Raw genomic sequence first — 22,204 nt, forward strand, 5'->3', positions numbered from 1 at the left:
ATGAATTCCCTTCTCTCACTCGTCACCTTCCTGCCGCTCATCGGTGCGGTCGTCCTGATGGTGTTCCTTCGGGGCGACGACGAGATGGCCCGGCGCAACGCCCGCATGCTGGCGCTGTTCACCACCTCCGCCACCTTCATTCTGTCACTCTTCATCCTGAGCGGATTTGATCCCTCGAACACCGGGTTCCAGTTCGTTGAGGAAAGCGAATGGCTGGGCGGCCTGACCTACAAGATGGGCGTGGACGGCATTTCCGTGCTCTTCGTGATGCTCACCACGTTCCTGATGCCCATCGTAATCGGAGCGTCCTGGGGCGTGACCGAACGGGTCAAGGAATACATGGTCGCGTTCCTGCTGCTCGAAACCCTGATGATCGGGGTGTTCTGTGCGCTCGACCTGTTCCTGTTCTACGTCTTCTTCGAGGCCGGACTGATCCCAATGTTCCTCATCATCGGCATCTGGGGCGGGGACAACCGGGTCTACGCCTCCTTCAAGTTCTTCCTCTATACCTTCCTCGGCTCGGTCCTGATGCTCGTGGCGATGATCGCCATGTACTACCAGGCCGGCACAACGGATATCGAGGTGCTGCTGACCCATGAGTTCAGCTCCGAACCCCTGAACTTCCTCAGCCTGACCATTGTCGGTGGTGCACAGACTCTGATGTTCCTGGCGTTCTTTGCGAGCTTCGCCGTGAAAATGCCGATGTGGCCGGTTCACACCTGGCTGCCCGACGCTCACGTGCAGGCACCAACCGCCGGGTCCGTGGTCCTGGCCGCGATCCTGCTGAAAATGGGTGGTTACGGGTTCCTGCGTTTCAGCCTGCCGATGTTCCCCATTGGATCCGAAGTGATGCAGAACTTCGTCTTCACCCTTTCCGTAATCGCGATCATCTACACCTCGCTGGTCGCGATCGTGCAGGAGGACATGAAGAAGCTGATCGCCTACACATCCGTCGCCCATATGGGCTTTGTGACGATGGGCATCTTCGCCATTAATCAGCAGGGTCTCGACGGTGCGATCTTCCAGATGATCAGCCACGGCTTCATCTCCGGCGCACTCTTCCTCTCGGTCGGCGTGATCTACGACCGCATGCACACCCGTGAGATCGCCGCCTATGGTGGCCTTGTCATCCGGATGCCCGCCTATGCGCTTGTCTTCATGCTCTTCACCATGGGTAACGTGGGCCTGCCTGGCACATCCGGTTTCGTCGGTGAGTTTCTGACCCTCGCCGGAGTATTCCAGGTGAATACGTGGGTGGCGTTCTTTGCGGCCACTGGTGTTATCCTGTCGGCCGGCTATGCCCTGTGGCTCTATCGCCGTGTGGTTTTTGGCGACCTGATCAAGGAAAGCCTGAAAACCATTCGGGATCTGAGCCGTCGCGAAAAACTGCTCTTCGCTCCGCTGGTGGTCATGACGATCCTCCTCGGCGTCTATCCGGCGCTGGTACTTGATATTGTCGGGCCTTCGGTGAGCGCACTCGTTGACCAGACCCAAACGGCGATCGCGGCGGGAACCACGACGCTCGCACAGCACTGAATCCGGGAATACCGCAATGCTTGGACAAGACCTGTCAATAATCGCTCCCGAACTTCTTCTGGTGCTTTTTGCGGCCGCCGCACTCATGGCCGGCGCCTACAGCCCCCGCGACATCAGCCGCCAGGTGCTATGGGCATCCTGCGGCCTGCTGGTCGTCGTCGGCCTCTGGGTCGGTTTCCAGTCCGGCGAAGCGCAATACGCGTTTCACGGCTCTTTTGTCAGCGACGGCTTCGCGCGCTTCTCCAAAGTCCTGATCCTGTTCGGCTCCGCCGCCACGCTTGCCCTGAGCGTCGAGTTTTTGGAGCGCAACAATCTTTTGAAATACGAATACCCGATCCTGATCGTCCTGTCGGTTGTCGGGATGATGATCATGGTCTCCGCGTCCGACCTGATCGTGCTCTACCTCGGCCTTGAACTGCAGTCGCTGGCCCTCTATGTGGTCGCGTCCTTCCGCCGGGACAGCCTTAAATCCACCGAGGCCGGCCTGAAGTATTTCGTCCTGGGCGCTCTGTCCTCCGGTCTTCTCCTCTATGGTGCGAGCCTGACCTACGGCTTCTCCGGCACCACGGACTTTGCAGGCATCTCCGCAGTCATCGGTGATGACCAACTGTCACTTGGCCTGATTTTCGGTCTGGTCTTCCTCGCAGCCGGTATGGCCTTCAAGGTCTCCGCCGCTCCGTTCCACATGTGGACCCCGGACGTCTACGAGGGCTCGCCCACGCCCGTCACCGCGTTCTTTGCAACGGCTCCAAAGGTCGCGGCGGCTGCAATGCTCGCACGGGTGATGTTCGACATCTTTGGCAGTGTCGTTTCCGACTGGCAGCAGATCCTCGCACTGCTCGCTGTCGCCTCGATGTTTGTGGGCGCGGTCGCGGCTATCGGTCAGACCAACATCAAACGCCTGATGGCCTACTCCTCCATCGGCCATATGGGTTTTGCCCTGACCGGCCTCGCCGCCGGTACGGAGGAGGGCGCCCGCTCCCTGCTGATCTATCTGGCGATTTACGTCACGACCAATATCGGTGTCTTCGCTTTTATCCTGAACATGGAGCGTGACGGCAAACCGGTGACGGACATCTCGTCGCTCGGTCAGTACAGTTCGGTCCACCCCGCACGGGCCGCGGCGCTTGCGGCGCTGATGTTCAGCCTCGCCGGTGTTCCGCCGCTCGTTGGCTTCTTCGGCAAGTTCTTTGTCCTTCAGGCCGCCGTGAATGCGGGCCTCGTCTGGCTCGCGGTACTCGCCGTGATCGCCAGTGTTATCAGCGCGTTCTATTACCTGCGCATCGTGCGGCTGATGTATTTCGGCACCGCGGTCGAGCCTCTCGATGGCAAAATGCCGATGGTACACGGAGCCCTTCTGGCGGTCTCGTCGCTGGCCATGGTGATCGGTGTCTTCAACCTCTTCGGTATCGACGATGTGGCCGCACTCGCTGCCGCTACTCTTGTCCAGTAGTTCATGACCCCCTGTCCCTCCCGGATCAGGGTAGAGGTCCACGATGAACTCGACAGCACCAGTCTGGAATGCGCCCGCCGCGCGCGGGCCGGGGAGACCGGACCGCTTTGGATCATGGCAAAGACCCAAACAGCCGCCCGCGGCAGACGCGGGCGCGCCTGGGTTGCCCCCGAGGGCAACTTCGCCGCATCCCTTATTCGTCCCGTGGTGGGAGGACCGGAGGCCGCCGCACAACGGTCCTTTGTGGCGGCACTCGCGCTTTACGACGCTTTCCATCTCCTGACTGGTCATCCTGAACGTTTCTCCCTGAAATGGCCGAATGACGTGCTGCTCGATGGCCGAAAACTCGCGGGTATTCTGTTGGAGTTACAGGGCGGGCAGGCCGGAATACCCCAGGTTCTGATCCTGGGCATTGGCGTGAACCTCGCCGCCGCACCTGATCCATCGGGGCTCGAAACACACGCTCTACCGCCCACCTGCCTTGCTGAGGTGGACGGCATGACCCATCCGCCAGAAGCGCTGCTGGACCTCCTGGGCCGTGCGGTTGAGGCATGGGAGTACCGCCTGGTGGCGGAGGGGTTCGAGCCGCTGCGCAAAATCTGGCTCGAACGCGCGTCCGGACTCGGCAAGCCGGTTGTGGCGCGCATGACCAATCGCGAGGTGAGGGGCATATTCTCCGGCATCGACGGGCGTGGTTTTATCGTGGTCGAAACAGACGACGGACCGGTCAGCCTGCCGGCTGCGGAACTGGAATTTGAGGCGGAGAACCGGGAAATGGAGGGGTTGGATGCTGCTGGCAATTGATGTTGGAAACACCAATACCGTATTCGCGCTTCACGATGGCGAAAGATCCATCGCCGAATGGCGGTGCAGCACCTCCGGCCAGAGAACCGCCGACGAGTACTTCGTGTGGCTGCAAAAGCTTATGGAATTTACCGATCTGCAACCGCGTATCACCGATGTGGTGATCTCTTCTGTGGTGCCGCAGGTGGTCTTCAATCTGCGCGTCCTCTCGGACAGATACTTTAACACCCGGCCACTTGTTGTGGGCAAACCGGAAGTCAAACTGGGCGTGCCGGTGCGGGTGGACCCCACAACCCATGTAGGCGCCGATCGCCTCGTCAACACGGTGGGCGCCCATGACCGTTACGGCGGAAACCTGATCATCGTGGATTTCGGGACGGCCACCACGTTCGATGTGGTGGCGGAGGACGGCGCCTATGTCGGTGGTGTGATCTCGCCAGGTGTCAATCTGTCCCTGCGGGCATTGCATGACGCCGCCGCCGCACTACCTCATATTGACGTGACACGGCCGGAAAACGTGATTGGCACGAATACCGTGGCCTGTATGCAGTCCGGCGTGTACTGGGGTTATATTGGCCTGATTGAGGGCATCTGTAACCGTATCCGCGCGGAACGTGGCGTGCCGATGAAGGTTGTAGGTACCGGAGGGCTCTCGACCCTCTTCGCCCAGGGCACTGACATTCTCGAGACCGTGGACACCGATCTGACGATCCACGGGCTCGTTCTCATAAATCGAATAAATACGGACAAGAACTGAACACATGGCAAAGAACAAAAATGCCAGACTGATTTACGCGCCGCTCGGCGGCGCCGGGGAAATCGGCATGAACATGTACCTTTACGGCTACGGGCCGGAAGGGAAGGAGCGCTTTATCCTGGTGGATGTGGGCGTGACCTTCGGCAACATGGAAAGCTCGCCTGGCGTCGACCTGATCATGGCCGACATATCCTGGATACAGGCACGGGCCGACAGGCTCGATGCGATATTCATCACGCACGGACATGAGGACCATGTCGGAGCGCTCGGCCTCCTGTGGCCGCGCCTGCACGTGCCGGTATATGCCCGACGTTTCACCACCGCTCTCGCGCAGGGCAAAATGGAGCGCGCGGGCCTCGACACGACCAAGGTCATTGAAACCCATCCCTGGCCCAAAAAGGTCAAGGTTGGACCCTTCGAGGTGGGCTTCGTTCCCGTCTCCCATTCCATCCCGGAATCCTCGAGTCTGGTGATCGACACACCGGCGGGCCGCATCCTGCACACCGGGGATTTTAAGGTCGACCCGACACCGGTGGTCGGTGAACCGTTCGATCCGGACCTCTTTGGCGAAATCGGCCGCGAGGGCGTCAAGGTCCTCGTCTGCGATTCAACAAACGTCTTCTCCACTCATCCGGGCCGGTCCGAGGCCACCCTGGAAAAGCCCATATCGGAACTCATTTCAAATGCCTCAGGCATGGTGGTGGCGACGACATTCGCCTCAAACGTCGCGCGGCTGAAGACGCTTGCCCTTGCGGGCAAGGCAGCGGGTCGGGAGATCGTCGTTCTTGGCCGGGCCATGAACCACATGCTGTCCACCGCACGGGCCACGGAGGTCCTCGACGGCTTCCCGCCAACCGTGGACGCAACCGACGCCCAGGACATCCCGCGCCGCAACCTCATGCTTCTGGCTACGGGCAGCCAGGGCGAAAGGCGCGCCGCGAGCGCCCAACTCTCGGAAGGCAAATACCTCGGGTTCGAGCTCAAAAAGGACGACACCTTCCTGTTCTCGTCCAAGACCATTCCGGGCAATGAGGTCAGCGTCGCGCGCATCCTGAACCGGCTGAGCGAGAAGGGCGTCAACATCATCGACGACAGCGCCGAGATCTACCATGTCTCCGGCCACCCCAACCGCCCGGACCTCGCCCGCATGCATGAGTTGATCAATGCCGACATCCTGATCCCAATGCATGGTGAGCACCGGCATCTGTCCACCCATGCCGCGCTCGGTGAGGAAAAGGGCATGAAATCGGTCATCGCGCCCAACGGCACGGTGGTGGACCTCACCGGTGATACGCCGGAGATCGTCGACAACATCGAAACCGGACGTCTCTACCTTGACGGCACCGAACTGATCGGTGCCATGGACGGTGTCATCCTGGAGCGCATCCGCATCGCGCTGCGCGGTCATGTCTCGGTCAGTGTGATTATCGACGAGAAGGGCAGGCCACTTGGCGATGCCTGGGTCGAGCTTCAGGGCCTGCCGGAAATGACTGCCATGCCCAACGGACTGGCGGGCGAGATCGAGGATGAACTCGGAGACGTCATGAACCGGGCCGACCGCAAGGTTTTGAATGATGACGACGCGCTTGAGGATCTCATCCGGCGCACCTGCACCAGAACCTGCAACAATGCCATGGGCAAAAAGCCGATTTGCAGCATTATGATCAGCCGCCTGGCCGATTAAAGCTTTTCGGTAAAACCGGAGGCTCAGGCCTCCGGTGACACTTCCTGCGACGACGAGCCCGGCTCCGAGCCGGTATCATTTGACGGGGCAGGGCTGTCCGACTTCTTCTCTTCGTCAGCACCCGTATTCGCTGGACCGGAGTCACCCGAAACTGGTGTCTCAGCGCCGTCCCCTGTGTCCTCGTCCTTGGCCGACTTTTTGCTGCGGCTCGACGTTTTGCGCGGCTTTCGCGGTTTACGCTTCGGCTTTTCCGTTTCCGTCGACGAGGTATCGGATGCCTGTGCTTCCGAATCCGTCGCCGCATCGGTCCCGGAATTCTCTGCGGGCTTTACGGCAGCCTCATCCTGGCTGTCTGTGGCCGGCGTAGCCTCCTGCTCCTGGGACGGCTCGTCCGTGGCTGGCGCATCACTTTTCTCAAAGCGGATTTCGCGCAGCAAAAACGCGGGTACGTGATCGCCCATTCCGACAACTACCGGGCCGTTGCCCCCATTGCCGTTGTTGCGGCGTCCGCCATTATTGCGTCCACCGCGACGCGACGAGCCTTCACGGCGGCTTTCCTGATTGCTGCCGGAGGATTTCGCTGCCTCGTCCTGCGAGGCCGCCTCGGTTTCCTCACCGGATTTCCGCCGTGACGAACCACGCCGACCACGTCCACTCTGGGTTTCTTCCTGATCCGACCCGGCGCTCGATTTGCGCGCCGAACGGTCAACCGGGCTTGGAATGACCGGAATACTCGCGCCAACGAGTTGCTCAATCTTTTCCAGGTGCTTTTCCTCAAACGGCAGGCACAGCGTCACCGCCTTGCCATCACGTCCCGCACGACCCGTGCGGCCGATCCGGTGGACATAGTCCTCGGAGTGGATCGGAACGTCATAGTTGAAGACGTGGCTCACACTCGGGATATCGAGACCGCGGGCAGCCACATCCGATGCGATCAGAAGCTTCAGTTCGCCATCGCGGAACCGGCCGAGGATCTGCATGCGCAGCTTCTGTTCAAGATCACCATGCAGCGCCGCCGCGTCAAATCCGTGTTTCTTCAGGGATTTCGCAACAATATCCACGTCCCGCTTGCGGTTACAGAACACGATGCCATTGGTGAGCGCGTCGCCCTCAGCCTGGATCAATTCCCGCAAAACCGCGCGCTTCTCTGAATCCGCCCGGTCCTTGCGCGAGGGTTTGTGCTTGCAGACCGCCTGGGTGATCGTCTCGGACGTAGTCGCCTGGCGTGCCACCTCAACCCGCTTCGGATTGTGGAGGAATTCCTCGGTGATCCGCGTAATCTCCGGCGCCATTGTGGCCGAGAAAAACAGTGTCTGCCGTGTAAACGGCACGAGTTTGAAAATCCGCTCGATGTCCGGAATGAAACCCATGTCCAGCATCCGGTCGGCCTCATCGACCACCATGATCTGAACACCGGTCAGCATCAGCTTGCCGCGCTCAAAATGGTCGAGAAGGCGGCCCGGCGTCGCGATCAGCACGTCCACACCCCGGTCGATCAGCTTGTCCTGATCCTTGAAGCTGACCCCACCGATCAGCAGCGCCATCGTGAGTTTTAGATGCGCCGAATACTTCTCGAACTGCTCCCCAACCTGTGCGGCCAGCTCGCGGGTCGGTGCAAGAACGAGGCTCCGTGGCATGCGCGCACGGGCGCGGCCCTTGGAGAGATGCGTGAGCATGGGAAGCACGAACGAGGCCGTCTTGCCTGTACCGGTCTGGGCAATGCCCAGCACATCCTCGCCTGCGAGTGCATGCGGAATGGCCTGCTGCTGAATCGGAGTGGGCTGATCGTAACCTGATTCAGTAACCGCCTGAAGGACCCGCGTATCGAGCGAGAGATCGGAAAAACTTGTCATATGGCCTGCAAGGTTGTTGCGGTTGTTTGGCCGCATTTGTCCTCGCGGCCCGAGCTCCCGTATTGGAACTCTGCTATGTGCAGCCGCCTATAGACCAATATGGACAACAGGTCAAATTCGATACACCACTGCGGTAAATGGTGACGCTGCACTGCAACTGTCAGATGTATCTTCGGAACGACATTCCCCGTAATGCGGGAACAGGCCAAAAAAAGGGATGAATTCCCTGGGCCAACGATGTTTTTGGGAAAACCAGGATCGATTTGGTGATTTTCGGAATGAAATTCGTTTGCTATGAAAACCGTGATGATGGTTTTCCGTTGCGCTGCGTGGCAGCGTTCCGCCGGGGCCTTTCCCGTGGCGGTCGACCGGTGTAAGGGGGCCGAAATATCCTGGAGACGCAAGACATGAACCAGATTGTCGACAAGGCCCTGCGTGGTGTCGCCCTGCTCAAGGTGAGCAACATCCGTCACTGGACGGACCGTACATTTTCCTTCGACTGCGAGAGGCCCCAGGGCTTCCGCTTCCGCTCGGGCGAATTCGCCATGATCGGCCTTATCGTTGATGGCAAGCCGCTCCTGCGGGCCTATTCCATTGCATCCCCGTCCTGGGACGATGAACTTGAGTTCTACTCGATCAAGGTAGAGGACGGTCCACTCACCTCCCGCCTTCAGCACCTTAAAGAGGGCGACGAGATCGTTATGCGCCCCAAGCCGGTCGGAACCCTTGTTCACGACGCGCTTCTGCCCGGCAAACGTCTGTTCCTTTTCTCCACCGGTACCGGCATCGCGCCCTTCGCCAGTGTGATCCGCGACCCGGAAACCTATGAGAAGTTCGACCAGGTTATCCTGACCCAAACCTGTCGCGACGTGAAGGAGCTTGATTACGGCAAGCACCTGATCGAGAGCATCAAAACCCATGAGTTCCTTCCGGAAATCGTCGGCGACAAACTAACCCACATCGCCACGACCACCCGTGAGGACAGCGGGCAGATGGGTCGCATGACGGACTGGATTCGTGACGGCCGTCTGGCCGGCGCGGTGGGGGGAGACCTCAATCCCGAAAGCGACCGCGTGATGATCTGCGGTTCAATGGCCATGCTCAAGGACCACAAGGAAATCTGCGAGGAGCGTGGTTTCGTTGAAGGCTCCAACTCCGAGCCGGGCCACTTCGTCATCGAAAAAGCCTTCGTGGACTGACACCTCTCTAACATAAAAAAACTGCCAAACCGCCCGTGTCCTACGGGCGGTTTCTTTTTGCGCGTCGTTACTCCCGGGTCCGGACATCCCGTTTGCGATTGTTTTCGTTTATACTTGATAGGTGAAATATCAGCCGCTAGTCTCCGGCTTCCGTTGCGGTTCCTTGCTGAAGCATACCAACCGGGCGCGACGCTCCGGGCACAACCACGCCAGAGACTGCAAAAGGCCGGAAGGCCAGGTAATGAAAACGAAAAGTCCAATGGGAGGACGATCCATGAAATTTGTGTCAGCAATCGCTGCTGTATCCCTGTGCGCGCTGTCCGTCGGTATGGCGTCTGCGCAGTCCACACATCTGCGCATCCAGACCCACTATACCCCGGAATCGGTATCCGGCGAACTCGCCTCGCAGTTCGTCGACGACGTGCAGGTCATGTCGAACGGCGAAATCACCATCGAAATGTTCTACGCGTCTTCCGTTGTGAAAACCGTTGAGGCATTCGACGCCGCGGCAACCGGGATCCTTGATTGCGACATGACCGGCGGTGCCTACCAGACCGGTAAAAACCCCGCCTTCCAGTTCGTGGGCGACATTATGGGCGGCTATGACACGCCGTATCAGCAGCTCTCCTGGCTCTATCACGGTGGTGGTTACGACGCGGCGCAGTCGCTCTACAACGCCTTCGACATGCAGCTCGTGGGCTGGTGGATCTACGGTCAGGAATCGCTGGCATCCTCCAAACCCATCGCAGGCCCCGACGATCTCAAGGACTGGAAATTCCGGTCCCCTCCGGGACTTGAAACCGAAATTTTTGCCGAACTGGGCGCCAAACCCATCGTGATGGACTTCACCGAAATCTTTACGGCGCTTGAGACCGGCATCATCGACGGTGCGGATGCATCGGGTATCGCGAACAACGTGGGACTCGGCCTCTATGACATCGTGAAGCACGCGAACTATCCGGGCTTCCACTCCATGCCGTCCGACCACCTCGCCTGTAACAAGGCTGTCTGGGACGGAATGCCGGAGCATCACCGCCGTATCATGGACACCGCCATGCAGAAGCTGGCTCTGCAAACGGCTTTGACCTTCGAGAAAGCCAATGCCGAGGCCGCGGCACAGCTCGCCGCTGACGGCGTGACCATCTACGACTGGTCTGCAGAGGACCGCGCCGCCTTCCGTACCGCCGCTCAGAAAGCCTGGCAGGGCTGGGCCGACAAAACGCCGGAAGCCCGCGCAATCGTGGACAGCCACATGGAATACCTCGCGACGCTCGGCCTCGTAGCCGAATAAACCCGGTATTCAAAAACGCGGGTCAGGCAGGCGGAACAATGCCTGCCTGACCCTATTTTCCAGGGGAGGGGCCCGTGTCGGTGGCCAAAAAGACTGGATTGCTGGAATGGCTCGTGCCGCTGGCATTCACACTGTGTGCGGCCTGGTCCATCTGGAACGGCCCCGCCTATCTCATCACATTCGGCTTCGCCAGTGAGGCGATCATCGCCAACAATGAACCCGCGGGCCTGGTCGACCTCCTGTCGCTAGCCGGCGTCGTGGCGTTCTTCATCTGGGGCCTCTTCACCGTCGGAATTTCCCCGATGGAGTTCCCCGAAGTGCGCGGCATCGACCGTGTTTCCGTCTTCCTCGGACGCGTCACCATGGCGCTCGTCGCGGGTCTCGTCTGCGTCATGTTCTACGAAGTCGTCGTGCGCTACGGTTTTGAGGAACCCACGCTCTGGGCCAATGAGCTATCCCTCTGGATGGCCAGTTTCGTGTTTCTGCTTTCCGGTCTCTACGCCATGCAGCAGCGCAGCCACATCCGCATCTTCATCATCTATGACATGCTGCCCCGCTGGCTGCAGAGGGTTTGCGACATTATCTCTACACTGATGATCGTCCTCTTCGCCCTGGCCCTGATCTACGGCGGAACCGGTGAGGCGATAGCCAAACTCCTGCGTTGGGAAACCTTCGGTACGGCCTTCGATCCGCCCATCCCCGCCACCCTCAAGCCGATGATCCTGATCATTGTGGCCGTGGTGGCCCTCCAGGCGATCTCAAACCTCATTGCCGACTGGAACCGCGAGCCGGAGCACCATACAGCGGCTGATGAAATCGACGCCGAGGAAATTGCGGCGTTGAAAAAATCTCTCGGGAAAGACGACTAAATGGTTGATATCGGAACGCTTTCCCTCCTCCTGCTGGTCGCCATGCTGGTGTTCCTCGCCATCGGGATGCCGCTTGGTTTTGCCTCCGCCATCCTCGCTGTTGGCGTCCTCGTCCTTAAATTCGGCCCCGATGTCCTCTTCCGCGGCTTCGGTACCGGTCCGCTAAACATTCTGGCCCAGCGAATATACGGGCTCCTGACGGATTACGTGCTGATATCCATACCGTTATTCATATTCATGGCCGCGCTACTGGAACGCTCGGGCATCGCCCGCGACATGTATTCCTCCCTGAATGTCTGGCTCAGCCGCACGCGCGGTGGCATCGCCATCGTGACATCGATCATGGCCGTCATCATGGCCGCGATGTCCGGAATCATTGGCGGCGAGGTCGTCCTGCTTGGCCTGATCGCCCTGCCGCAAATGCTGCGTCTCGGATACAACCAGAACCTCGCCATCGGCACGATCTGCGCCTCCGGCTCCCTTGGCACGATGATCCCGCCATCCATCGTTCTGATCATCTACGGGCTTATCACCGAAACCTCGATCAAGGCCCTGTTCACCGGCGCTTTCGTTCCCGGTTTCATACTCGCGTCCTTTATCATCATCTACATCATCATCCGGACCCAGATGAACCCGGACGTGGCACCCCTGCCGGAACCCGACCCGAACGATCCCGAACCGCGCGAAAAGACCATTCTGTTCGGCTCCTTCCTCGCGGTTCTTCTGGTGATGGGCGCGGGTATCCTGTTCCTGCGCGCGCTCTTCTTCACCGTCACCGGCCAGAATGCCTTCGTTGAGGGCGTCGACCCAATCGCCTACGGCACCGTGGACTACCTGCCCTGGTTTGGTGGCATGGTGGCCGCCGGCGTAGCCCTCATTCTGTTCGCCGGGATTGATCGCGCCAAGCTCGCCTGGTCCATGGGCAAGGGGCTTGTCGCCCCCATTGTCGTCATCGGCGTTGTTCTCGGCTCCATTTATGGTGGCATAACCGGCATCACCGAGGCTGCAGGCATGGGCGTGATCGCCGTGTTCATCCTCTCGGTTCTGCGCGGCGAAGCCAGTTTCGAACTGGTTTGGGACAGCCTGATGCGCACCCTGAAATCCACTGGCACCATCATCTGGGTGACCATCGGCGCAACCGCCCTGGCCGGCGCCTACACAATCGCCGGCGGCCCCGTTTATGTCGCCAACATGATCACCGGAGCGGACCTGCCAACCACCGGCATTCTGCTCGTGATGATGCTGATTTTCCTGTTCATGGGGGCGTTCATGGATTGGGTCGGCATCGTTCTGCTGGTCATGCCCGTTTTCCTGCCCATCGTGCTCCAACTGCCTGTTGAGGAAATCGGCCTGTTCGGTCCCATGGTGGATACAACCAGCCATGTTGCCGTCTGGTTCGGTATCCTGTTCTGCGTGAACATGCAGGTGTCGTTCCTGTCGCCACCATTTGGCCCCGCGGCATTTTACCTCAAATCGGTCGCTCCGCCGCACATCACCCTTCCGGACATCTTCCGCGGATTCCTGCCTTTCATCGGAATTCAGCTGCTGGTGTTGACACTCGTGCTGTTTTTCCCGGAAATCACGATGTTCTTCCGCTAGGGCCTGACCGGCCCCGGCCACATCCACATCACCCTGTAATTGTCACTCAGACTGGAGTTTTTCTATGAGCAAACCCCGCATTGGATTTATTGGCCTTGGCCTCATGGGGAGTGCAATGGTCGGTCGGCTGCAGGATTGCGGTTATTCCCTCACGGTTCTGGGCAATGTCTCGCGTCCTAACATTGACGCGGCTGTCGAACGCGGCGCCGTTGAGGCGGCCAACGCCCGCGAACTGGCCGCGGCGAGCGACATCGTCATGCTCTGCGTCGGCACCTCGGACGAGGTCGAAGCCCGTATGCTCGGCGATGATGGTGTAATCGCGGGTCTGAACCCGGATGCCGTCGTGATTGACTTTGGCACCTCCCTGCCGGAATCCACAAAGAAACTTGGCGCAATGGTTGCGGAGAAACAGGCGGTCATGCTCGACGCGCCGCTCGGACGCACGCCATCCCATGGCCGCGAAGGCAAGCTCAACATTATGGGCGCCGGTGACAGGGACACCTTCGACCGGGTCAAACCGGTGCTCGACGATCTGGGCGAAAACGTCTTCCACCTCGGCCCGCTTGGCTCCGGTCACACGATCAAACTGATCAACAACTTCTTCGCCATGACCACCGCCACCGCCATGTCCGAGGCCTTCGCCGTCGCCGATGCCGCCGGTATCCCGCGTCAGCAGCTTTATGACGTGGTGTCCGCGGGTCCGCTGCATTCCGGAATGATGGATTTCGTCAAGGCCTACTGCGTCGACGGTGATCCCAACCAACTCGCCTTTGCCGTGCGCAATGCGAACAAGGATGTGGGCTATTACGCACGCATGACCGGTGATCTCGGCTTCGAATCCCTGGTCTCCGAAGGCCCGCGCAAACTCCTTGGTTCGGCCACCGATCAGGGGCATGGCGACATCATGGTTCCGCAGCTGATTGATTTCCTGAAAGCCAGGAAATGATTCCACCGACTGATTTGCACCGGTCACGGACGTGAGGCGCAGCGCGGTTCTGCACAATGAGGAACGGCCACTGCTCGGCATGGGCCTTATGCTGGCGGCGTTTTTCTTCTTTTCGTGGATCGATACCGGTGTGAAATGGCTCGTGATGGCCGGTCTGCCCCCGTTGCAGCTGGCCTTCATGCGCTACTTCGGCCATCTGGTGATCTCATCCTCGCTGGTGTTTCACCGTGGCTTCCAGTGGAGTGAACTCCGCTCCGGCAGCATGGGCCTCGTCATTCTGCGCAGCATCATGCTGGCGCTGTCGACCGTGCTGAACTTCATCGCGATTCAGTACCTGCCCATAACCCTGACCTCGACAATCCTGTTCCTCGCGCCGGTCCTGGTGTGCGTACTCTCCTGGCCAATGCTGGGCGAGAGGGTAGGGCAGTTCCGGACCCTCGCCATCCTGGCGGGGTTTGCCGGAATACTGGTTGCGATCCGCCCGTTCGGTGCCGAATTCCACTGGGCGGCGTTCCTGTCCCTTGGGGCCGCCACCTGTTTCGCGGTCTATTCCATCCTGACACGCATGCTGTCAGAGCGGGTAAGTTCCGACCTGATGCAGTTCTATTCCGGTGTCGTCGGCACTGTTGCAATGCTGCCACTGGCCCTGGGTACATGGGTGTTGCCCAAGACGGGACTGGAATGGATTGTGTTCATCTGCCTCGGGATTTTCGGCTGGATCGGCCATGAGCTTCTGACCCGCGCCTATCGCTTTGCACCGGCAAACAAGCTGGTGCCGTTCAGCTACTCCTTCATGATCTACATCGCGATCTGGAGTTTCCTGTTGTTCGGCGATCTTCCCGACATTTGGGTTGTCATCGGGGCCACGATTGTCGCGGCGGCGGGCATCGCCATCTGGGCACGGGAACTCTACCTCGCCCGCCACGGCCGCCTGCGCTGATCAACCAGCGGTCGTGCGCTCCCCGAATATGGCCGACCCGATCCTTACATGGGTCGCGCCGTGGGCAATCGCGGTTTCAAAGTCCCCGGACATCCCCATGGAAAGCTCCGTAAGTCCCTGATCCGCCGCCATTTGCTTCAGCATACCGAACCATTTTTCCGGCTCATCATCCGCAGGCGGAATGGTCATCAACCCTGAAATGGGCAGATCCAGCGTATCGCGACAGTTTTTCAGAAACCCTTCAAGCCCATCCGGATCCACCCCGGCCTTCTGCGGCTCGCGACCCACATTGACCTGCACAAACAGCTTCGGACAGCCGCCACGGGACTGAACCGCGTTGGCCAGTTTCTTCGCGAGGCTGTCCCGGTCCAGGGAGTGGATCGCATCAAACAGATCCAGCGCCCGGTTCAGTTTATTGGATTGCAGCGGCCCAACCAGATGCAGATCCACACCGTCGAACCTTTCGCGGAAGTCGGGCCATTTTTCTCCGGCTTCCTGAACCCTGTTCTCCCCAAAAATCCGGTGTCCAGCCTCCAGCACGGCCTCAACCCGCTCCAGCGGTTGCACCTTGGAAATTGCGATCAGGGTAATGTCATCCGGGTTGCGTCCCGCAGCGGTCGCGGCCGAGCGGATACGTGTTCTGATGTCATCCAGTGCCATGAAAGTCTCCCCGTTCTGAACAGGGCAGGGCATACATCAGCAGACGGGCGGGGAAAAGCGCGCCGCGCGGACAACCGGCCGCTTCGCGCATAAAAAAAGGCGGGCCCAAGGCCCGCCTTTCATATCCAAATCCCTGGGGGGATTAGAAGGACATGGAGATACCGAAGTCACCAATGGTGCTGCCGGCGAAGTTCTGGCCAACGCCGCCTTTAACCGAAGCGCCACCACCGAGGTCGTACTCAGCGGACAGACCCATGGAGTCGTCTTCCTCGTTGATGTCGAGGTTTTCGATGGCGTTCACGTACCATGCACCAACGGTGAATGCGCCAAATCCGGCGGTACCACCAACGTGTACGGTTTCGTACTCTGCGTCGTCGGAGTCAGCGTTCTGCCAAACAACACCGAGGGCGAAGTTGCCGAATGCTGCGCCAACGGTTGCGGAAACCTGCTCACCGTCTGCAACTTCCTGGATGTCTGCGCCAACGCCGGTGTCGAAGCCGTCGAAGTCGTAGTAACCAACACCTACGTTGAGGTCGACGCCGCCGAAGGAACCGGCATAACCAGCACCTACACCGTAGTCATCCATCAGACGGTTGGTCGAAACCGAAACACCGAAGCCTGCGATGTCGAAGTCGTAACGAACGGTCGGACGAGCCTGCGGGTTCGGAGCAAATGCAAGGCCGTCGCCTGCTGCTACCTCAAAACCACCAGCGTTGGAGATGAACGGAGTTTCGTTCTCATCGCCGATACCGGTCAGGGTGAGGTTGCCTGGAACGTCGCCAACCCAGTTTTCGTCGGCACCGGAGGTGTCGCCGAAAGTCAGGGTGCCGAGCGAACCGGACACGAAAGTGCTGCCTGCAAGGCCGTTTTCACCGGCTACGGCGTTGTCAGCACGAACGCTGGCGCCGAAGGTGATGCCGCTGTCGGTCTCACCGGTCATGTTTACGCCGAAACGAACACGGGAAGTGGCCTGAAGCTCATCGTCCCGGTCTTCGTTGTAGGTCATACCCAGACGTGCGTCACCGAAGAGCGAGATGCCCTGGGCGGAAGCCAGACCAGCAAAAAGCAGTGCTGAGGTGGCTGTAGTTGCGAAGAGAACCTTCTTCATCGCTATTCCTCGTTTTTTTAATTCGAAACCTATCTCAAACCCGGTTTTTGTCCGGACCAGATGCGGTCTTTTCACTCAGGAGGGCTCGGTGGGTCAAGCAAATGGCGAACGGCTTCAGGTTTGTTGGTATTATTGATGCAGCTTTGCCACACTATACCCCGCCACACCCCGTCAGCTTTGCACTTGCCCGTCCTGTCCCGAAACTTTACAGAATGGGTTCGGTTTTGACGATGGGACTGCGGCGGTTTTGTGAACAGATTTCAGGCGATAATACTGCTGCTGCTTGCGACGTGGGGTCTTTCCGCGTGCAATGGCGATGCGGAATACCAGAACGAACTTCGCGAGGAACGCTTCTATCGTGAAAACGAGTATGAGGAGGAATCGTTCTTCGACCTCTTCCGGAACCAGCACGGGCCCGAACAGGGTGTCGCGGTCAACCGCTATCTCTGGCAGGCCTCGCTTGACGTTCTCTCTTTCCTTCCCGTCGAGACCGCCGATCCCTTCTCCGGTCTGATTCTGACCGGATGGGGCAGTGTCTCCGGCGCGGGTACCTACAAGGCCACGATCCTGATCACGGATCCGGCCCTTGACGCCCGCTCCCTCAAGGTTGCCGCCTTCCGTTCCCAGGGTGGACGGGCCGTGCCGGTTTCCGACGAGCAGAACCGTCAGCTTGAGGACGCCATTCTGACCCGCGCCAGAGAACTCCGGATCGAGGACTTCGAAATCGACGGATGATTCCGGCTCCGGACCCGACCGGACCCCGCCTGCAACTGTTACGCTTTAAGGATGAGTTACCCCGATGTCGCGCTACAACGCCAGTGAGGTTGAACCAAAATGGCAGAAGGCCTGGGATGAGGCCGGAGTGTTCCAGGCGCGCACGGATGTTTCGCGCCCCAAATATTATGTCCTGGAGATGTTCCCGTACCCGTCGGGACGCATTCATATCGGCCATACCCGCAATTATACCATGGGCGACGTTATCGCCCGCTACAAGCTGAGTTGTGGCTATAACGTGCTGCATCCCATGGGTTTTGACGCCTTCGGCATGCCGGCCGAGAACGCCGCGATCGAGCACAAACTGCATCCTGGCAAATGGACCTACGACAATATCGCGACCATGCGCGAGCAGATGAAGCCCATGGGCTTCTCCATCGACTGGTCCCGCGAATTTGCCACCTGCGACCCCGAATACTACGCCCAGCAGCAGGCCCTGTTCATCGACATGCTCGACGCCGGGCTCATCTACCGCAAGGCCGCGGTGGTGAACTGGGATCCGGTGGACATGACCGTTCTCGCCAATGAACAGGTCATCGACGGCAAGGGCTGGCGCTCCGGCGAGCCTGTGGAACGGCGCGAACTGACCCAGTGGTTCTTTGCCATTTCCGACATGGCCGAGGAGCTGCTCGAGGCCATTGACGGGCTCGAGGCCTGGCCGGAAAAAGTCCGCCTGATGCAGCGCAACTGGATCGGCAAAAGCCAGGGTCTCCAGTTCCGTTTTGAGACCGTTGGCGCCCCCGAGGGCCACGGCGAGCTGGAAGTGTACACGACCCGCCCGGACACCCTTCTGGGCGCATCTTTCGCTGCCATCTCGCCGGATCATCCGCTTGCCAAAGCGCTCGAAAGCGACCCGGAGATCGCCGAATTCAACGCCGAATGCCGCCGGATCGGTACTTCCGAGGAGGCGCTGGAAAAGGCCGAGAAGCGGGGTCTGAAAACCGCCGTCACGGTCAAACATCCGCTCGATCCTTCGTGGGAACTGCCGGTCTATATCGCGAACTTCGTGCTGATGGATTACGGCACCGGTGCCATCTTCGGTTGTCCGGCCCATGACCAGCGCGACCTCGACTTCGCACGCAAATATGGCCTGCCCGTTCTTGACGTCTATCGCGAAAGCCCCGACGCCCCTGATGTGGCAAATGAGGCCTATGTGCCCCAAAAGACACAGTCGGTCTGGTACAGCCGTGGTTTGAGCGGCGAAAAGGAGATGACAGGCGACGAGGCCGTGGCCGAAGCCGTCGCACTGGCGGAGGCCAAAGGCATCGGTGAGGGCGTTACCAAATACCGGCTGCGCGACTGGGGCATCAGCCGCCAGCGGTACTGGGGTTGTCCCATTCCGATCATTCACTGCGACAGTTGCGGTCTTGTTCCGGAGGACAAGGCGAATCTCCCCGTGCGTCTGCCTGAGGATGTCAGCTTCGACCGCCCCGGCAACCCGCTGGAACGCCATGACACCTGGCGGAAGACCAAATGCCCCAAATGCGGTGGCGACGCCCTGCGCGAAACCGACACGATGGACACCTTCGTCGACTCGTCCTGGTATTTCGCCCGATTCACCGCCCCAAAGGCCGACACGCCCACCGTGGCGGAGGACGCGGCCTACTGGATGAACGTTGACCAGTATATCGGTGGCGTCGAGCACGCGATTCTGCATCTGCTCTATTCCCGCTTCTTCGCCCGGGCCATGCAGCGCACCGGGCATCTGCCTGAAAAGGCGATCGAACCCTTCGATGCGCTCTTCACCCAGGGCATGGTCACACACGAGACCTATTCGACGATCAATGCCAATGGCCGCCGCGTCTGGCATTCCCCGGATGACGTAAAACGCACGGATGCCGGCGCAACGCTGTCCGATGGCTCCGCCGTTGAAATCGGCCCGTCCATCAAGATGTCGAAATCCAAAAAGAACGTGGTCGACCCGGAAGACATCATCGACCTCTACGGCGCCGACACCGCACGCTGGTTTGTCATGTCCGACAGCCCGCCTGAACGTGACGTCGAATGGACCGCCTCCGGAGCCGAGGCCGCCTGGCGTCACCTGCAACGGGTCTGGCGCATCGCTGCTGAAATCGCCGAATCGGATGCCGATGACGCGGCCCCTGGTGATGAAGCAAATGACCTGATCCGCGCCACCCACCGCGCAATTCGGGACGTGACCGGGGATATCGAGGGCTTTGCCTTCAACAAGGCCGTCGCGCGCCTTTACGAGTTCACCAACGCCATCGCCAAACTCAAGGCCGGTGCCCCAGGAGCCTCCGGCGCCCGCCGATTTGCCATGAAGACGATGGCCCAGCTTATGGCGCCGATGGTTCCGCATCTGGCCGAAGAGGTCTGGAAAACCATGGGCGGTGAGGGCCTGGTGGTTACCGCGCCGTGGCCCGAGGCCGAGGAGAAATACCTTACCGTCGATACCGTGACCCTCCCGATACAGATCAACGGCAAGCGTCGCGGCCAGATGGACGTGCCCGCCACCGCCGACAAACCCGCCATTGAGGCGCTGGCTCTGGCGGATCCGGTCGTGGTAAAAGCCCTGGATGGAGGGGAGCCGAGGAAACTGATCGTTGTTCCTGGCCGAATCGTGAATGTGGTTGTCTGACCGCCGGACCATTTTGAAACTTCTGGCCGGGGCAGCGCCCGCAGCGGCCCTGACCGCCTGCGGCTTTGAGCCCATGTATGGCGACGGCGCCTCCGCCCGCCATATTTACGGCCGGGTTGACGTCGACCTCATTCCCACCGAGCGCGGATACGCCCTGCGGGAACGTCTCGTGGAACTGCTCGGGCCGCCCGACATCGCCACACACCGGCTTGTCGTCGATCTCAGGGTCGAAACCGATGGTGTTGCCCTGACAACCGAAAATGTCACCACCCGTTACGAGGTGAAGGGCGAGGCCAACTACCGCCTTGTTCCGTTGGAAGGCGGGCCATCCGCTCTAACGGACAGTGTTTTCGCCATTTCCCGCTACAGCGCACCGGAAACCGAAACCTCATCGGCCTACGCCATTCGCGCCGCGGAGCGCGACGCCAACCTGCGCGTGACCCGCAACCTGGCTGAACAGATGGTACGCCGCCTCGCACTGAACGCACCGGACTGGGCGACATGAAACTCAACACCCGGGATGCCCAGAAGTTCTTCGCCAAACCGGACCGGAACGCCGCCGCCATCCTGATCTACGGCACCGATGCCGTGCGTGTGGCCCTGCGCCGTCGCGAACTGCTTCTCACGCTGGTCGGTGAAAACGCCGCCGATGAGATGCGGCTGACCCGTCTCTCAGGCGCGGATGTCCGACGCGATCCGGCATCCGTGAACGACGCCATGAAGGCCACCGGCTTCTTCCCCGGCGACCGCGCCGTCTTCGTGGAGGAGGCGGGCGACGGAGTCACAGCCGCCATCAAATCGGCCATCGCGGACTGGCAGCCCGGCGACGCGCAAATCCTTCTGACCGCCGGTCAGCTTGGCCCCCGCAGTAGCCTGCGCAAACTCTTCGAGGGCGAAAAACGCGCCTACTGCATTGCGATCTACCAGGACCCGCCGGGACGGGCCGAAATAGCCGCATCGCTTGAGAAGTCCGGCATCTCCGGTGTGTCCCGCGAGGCGATGACTGATCTCGACATTCTCGCCCGGTCTCTGGATCCGGGCGACTTCAGCCAGTTCATGGAAAAACTCGGGCTCTACAAACTGGGCGATGGCACCGATCTCATGCCCGGCGACATAGCCGCCTGCGCCCCGGCGGTCCAGGGGGCGGAGATGGACACGCTCATTCACCTGGCCGCTGACGGCAAACGTGATGGCCTCGCCTCCGAATTTGCCCGCCTGACGGAGCAGGGGACCAACGCCACAGGCATCACCATCGCCGCCGCGCGCCATTTCCGCGCCCTCCACGCGGCCGCAATTGATCCTGAAGGTCCGGACAGAGCTCTTGCCCGTGCCCGCCCACCGGTGTTCGGCCCGGCCCGCTCCCGCATGGCGGCCCAGGCCCGCCGCCTCGGACCCGCCGGGGTCGAAAATGCGCTTGCGATGATCATGGAGGCCGAACTGCGCCTGCGCTCCGGCAAACCGGTGCCGGGCCTTGCCTTCGTCGAACGGCTTCTCGTCAAAATCGCCAGTCTGGAACGCGTGTAATGACCCACGGATACAAGGTGATCGGAAACCCCAAATCCCGTGCCATGCGGGTTTTGTGGGTGCTGGAGGAACTTGGCCTCGACTATGATTTCTCACCCGACCCGCCACATTCCGACGCGGTCCGGGCGCTTAATCCCGAAGGTAAGGTGCCGGTTTTCCTGATGGATGGCGAGCCTTTCACTGATTCCGTCGCGATCATCCAGTATCTGGCCGACACCCATGGCAGTCTGACCTTCCCGGCGGGAACGCGCGAACGCCTGCGTCAGGACGGTTTCACGCAGTTCGCGGTGGAGGAGGTCGATGGTGCGCTCTGGACCCGGTCCAAACACGCCTTCGTCTACCCGCCGGAAAAGCGCCTGGCGGAGATCAAACCCCTTGCAATCTGGGAGTTCGACCGCGCCATGAAGACGCTCGAACGCCGCCTTGGCGACCGCGAATTTGTCATGGGGGACCGCTTTACCATTCCGGACATCATCCTTGGCCACTGCGGCGGGTGGGCAGTTCCGGCGGGCTTCAACCTGCCTGATGGACCGGTGGGCGACTATCTCGCCCGGGTCCGGTCACGGCCCGCCTTGCGACGGGCCATGAAACGGGCGGTCTAGACGCGC

The 22,204-nt window shown here is 60.4% G+C and carries 19 protein-coding genes; 16 read left to right on the plus strand and 3 right to left on the minus strand.

Annotated features, from left to right (window positions below; genetic code table 11):
* The 5 genes from ACP15P_RS05190 to ACP15P_RS05210 are packed head-to-tail and all read left to right on the plus strand — an operon-like array spanning position 1 to position 6,234.
* Positions 1 to 1,536, plus strand: coding sequence for an NADH-quinone oxidoreductase subunit M (locus ACP15P_RS05190; RefSeq protein ID WP_424927446.1), 1,536 nt, complete (start codon positions 1 to 3; stop codon positions 1,534 to 1,536).
* Positions 1,537 to 1,552: 16 nt separating this feature from the next.
* Positions 1,553 to 2,989 (plus strand): NADH-quinone oxidoreductase subunit NuoN, encoded by a 1,437-nt coding sequence (nuoN, locus tag ACP15P_RS05195; protein ID WP_424927447.1) that lies wholly within the window; start codon positions 1,553 to 1,555, stop codon positions 2,987 to 2,989.
* 3 nt (positions 2,990 to 2,992) lie between these two features.
* Positions 2,993 to 3,793, plus strand: a complete 801-nt coding sequence (locus ACP15P_RS05200; protein ID WP_424927448.1) for a biotin--[acetyl-CoA-carboxylase] ligase — start codon at positions 2,993 to 2,995, stop codon at positions 3,791 to 3,793.
* The gene (locus tag ACP15P_RS05205; protein ID WP_424927449.1) at positions 3,777 to 4,550 is read left to right on the plus strand and encodes a type III pantothenate kinase; all 774 of its coding nucleotides are present in this window, start codon (positions 3,777 to 3,779) and stop codon (positions 4,548 to 4,550) included. Before ACP15P_RS05200 ends, ACP15P_RS05205 begins: the two co-directional genes overlap by 17 nt.
* Before the next feature lie 4 nt (positions 4,551 to 4,554).
* Positions 4,555 to 6,234 carry a ribonuclease J gene (locus ACP15P_RS05210; RefSeq protein WP_424927450.1) on the plus strand — a complete coding sequence of 560 codons (1,680 nt, stop codon included), beginning with the start codon at positions 4,555 to 4,557 and terminating at the stop codon, positions 6,232 to 6,234.
* A 23-nt stretch (positions 6,235 to 6,257) separates the two neighbouring features.
* On the opposite strand, the gene ACP15P_RS05215 is transcribed toward ACP15P_RS05210, so the two are convergent.
* On the minus strand, positions 6,258 to 8,087 hold the full coding sequence (locus ACP15P_RS05215; protein WP_424927451.1) for a DEAD/DEAH box helicase: 1,830 nt from the start codon (positions 8,085 to 8,087) through the stop codon (positions 6,258 to 6,260).
* Between the two features lie 407 nt (positions 8,088 to 8,494).
* Here ACP15P_RS05215 and ACP15P_RS05220 point away from each other — a divergent pair, with 407 nt between their 5' ends.
* The 6 genes from ACP15P_RS05220 to ACP15P_RS05245 all read left to right on the plus strand — a co-directional run bounded on the left by ACP15P_RS05220 (position 8,495) and on the right by ACP15P_RS05245 (position 14,931).
* A complete protein-coding gene (locus ACP15P_RS05220) occupies positions 8,495 to 9,286 on the plus strand; it encodes a ferredoxin--NADP reductase (protein ID WP_424927452.1) in 792 nt (263 codons plus the stop codon).
* A 274-nt stretch (positions 9,287 to 9,560) separates the two neighbouring features.
* Complete coding sequence (locus ACP15P_RS05225; protein WP_424927453.1) at positions 9,561 to 10,577, plus strand: TRAP transporter substrate-binding protein; 1,017 nt, start codon at positions 9,561 to 9,563, stop codon at positions 10,575 to 10,577.
* A gap of 74 nt (positions 10,578 to 10,651) precedes the next feature.
* Positions 10,652 to 11,446, plus strand: a complete 795-nt coding sequence (locus tag ACP15P_RS05230) for a TRAP transporter small permease subunit (protein ID WP_424927454.1) — start codon at positions 10,652 to 10,654, stop codon at positions 11,444 to 11,446.
* The gene (locus ACP15P_RS05235; RefSeq protein ID WP_424927455.1) at positions 11,447 to 13,045 is read left to right on the plus strand and encodes a TRAP transporter large permease; all 1,599 of its coding nucleotides are present in this window, start codon (positions 11,447 to 11,449) and stop codon (positions 13,043 to 13,045) included.
* Positions 13,046 to 13,109: 64 nt separating this feature from the next.
* Complete coding sequence (locus tag ACP15P_RS05240; RefSeq protein ID WP_424927456.1) at positions 13,110 to 13,991, plus strand: NAD(P)-dependent oxidoreductase; 882 nt, start codon at positions 13,110 to 13,112, stop codon at positions 13,989 to 13,991.
* Between the two features lie 31 nt (positions 13,992 to 14,022).
* Positions 14,023 to 14,931, plus strand: coding sequence for a DMT family transporter (locus tag ACP15P_RS05245; RefSeq protein WP_424927457.1), 909 nt, complete (start codon positions 14,023 to 14,025; stop codon positions 14,929 to 14,931).
* On the opposite strand, the gene ACP15P_RS05250 is transcribed toward ACP15P_RS05245, so the two are convergent.
* Positions 14,932 to 15,591: a YggS family pyridoxal phosphate-dependent enzyme gene (locus tag ACP15P_RS05250; RefSeq protein WP_424927458.1), complete on the minus strand. Its 660-nt coding sequence runs from the start codon at positions 15,589 to 15,591 to the stop codon at positions 14,932 to 14,934.
* 142 nt (positions 15,592 to 15,733) lie between these two features.
* Positions 15,734 to 16,699 (minus strand): porin, encoded by a 966-nt coding sequence (locus ACP15P_RS05255; RefSeq protein ID WP_424927459.1) that lies wholly within the window; start codon positions 16,697 to 16,699, stop codon positions 15,734 to 15,736.
* 249 nt (positions 16,700 to 16,948) lie between these two features.
* Here ACP15P_RS05255 and ACP15P_RS05260 point away from each other — a divergent pair, with 249 nt between their 5' ends.
* From ACP15P_RS05260 to ACP15P_RS05280, 5 genes are all read left to right on the plus strand, one after another.
* A complete protein-coding gene (locus tag ACP15P_RS05260; protein ID WP_424927460.1) occupies positions 16,949 to 17,434 on the plus strand; it encodes a DUF3576 domain-containing protein in 486 nt (161 codons plus the stop codon).
* Between the two features lie 64 nt (positions 17,435 to 17,498).
* Entirely contained in the window at positions 17,499 to 20,072 is a 2,574-nt protein-coding gene (leuS, locus tag ACP15P_RS05265) for a leucine--tRNA ligase (protein ID WP_424927461.1), read from the plus strand.
* On the plus strand, positions 20,059 to 20,577 hold the full coding sequence (gene lptE / locus ACP15P_RS05270; RefSeq protein WP_424927462.1) for an LPS assembly lipoprotein LptE: 519 nt from the start codon (positions 20,059 to 20,061) through the stop codon (positions 20,575 to 20,577). The genes leuS and lptE overlap by 14 nt, the downstream gene beginning before the upstream one ends.
* Positions 20,574 to 21,596: a DNA polymerase III subunit delta gene (locus ACP15P_RS05275; RefSeq protein ID WP_424927463.1), complete on the plus strand. Its 1,023-nt coding sequence runs from the start codon at positions 20,574 to 20,576 to the stop codon at positions 21,594 to 21,596. The genes lptE and ACP15P_RS05275 overlap by 4 nt, the downstream gene beginning before the upstream one ends.
* Positions 21,596 to 22,198 carry a glutathione S-transferase family protein gene (locus ACP15P_RS05280; RefSeq protein WP_424927464.1) on the plus strand — a complete coding sequence of 201 codons (603 nt, stop codon included), beginning with the start codon at positions 21,596 to 21,598 and terminating at the stop codon, positions 22,196 to 22,198. Before ACP15P_RS05275 ends, ACP15P_RS05280 begins: the two co-directional genes overlap by 1 nt.
* Positions 22,199 to 22,204 lie beyond the last annotated feature (6 nt).

It is taken from the genome of Amaricoccus tamworthensis, assembly GCF_049800875.1.
Taxonomy (GTDB): domain Bacteria; phylum Pseudomonadota; class Alphaproteobacteria; order Rhodobacterales; family Rhodobacteraceae; genus Amaricoccus; species Amaricoccus tamworthensis.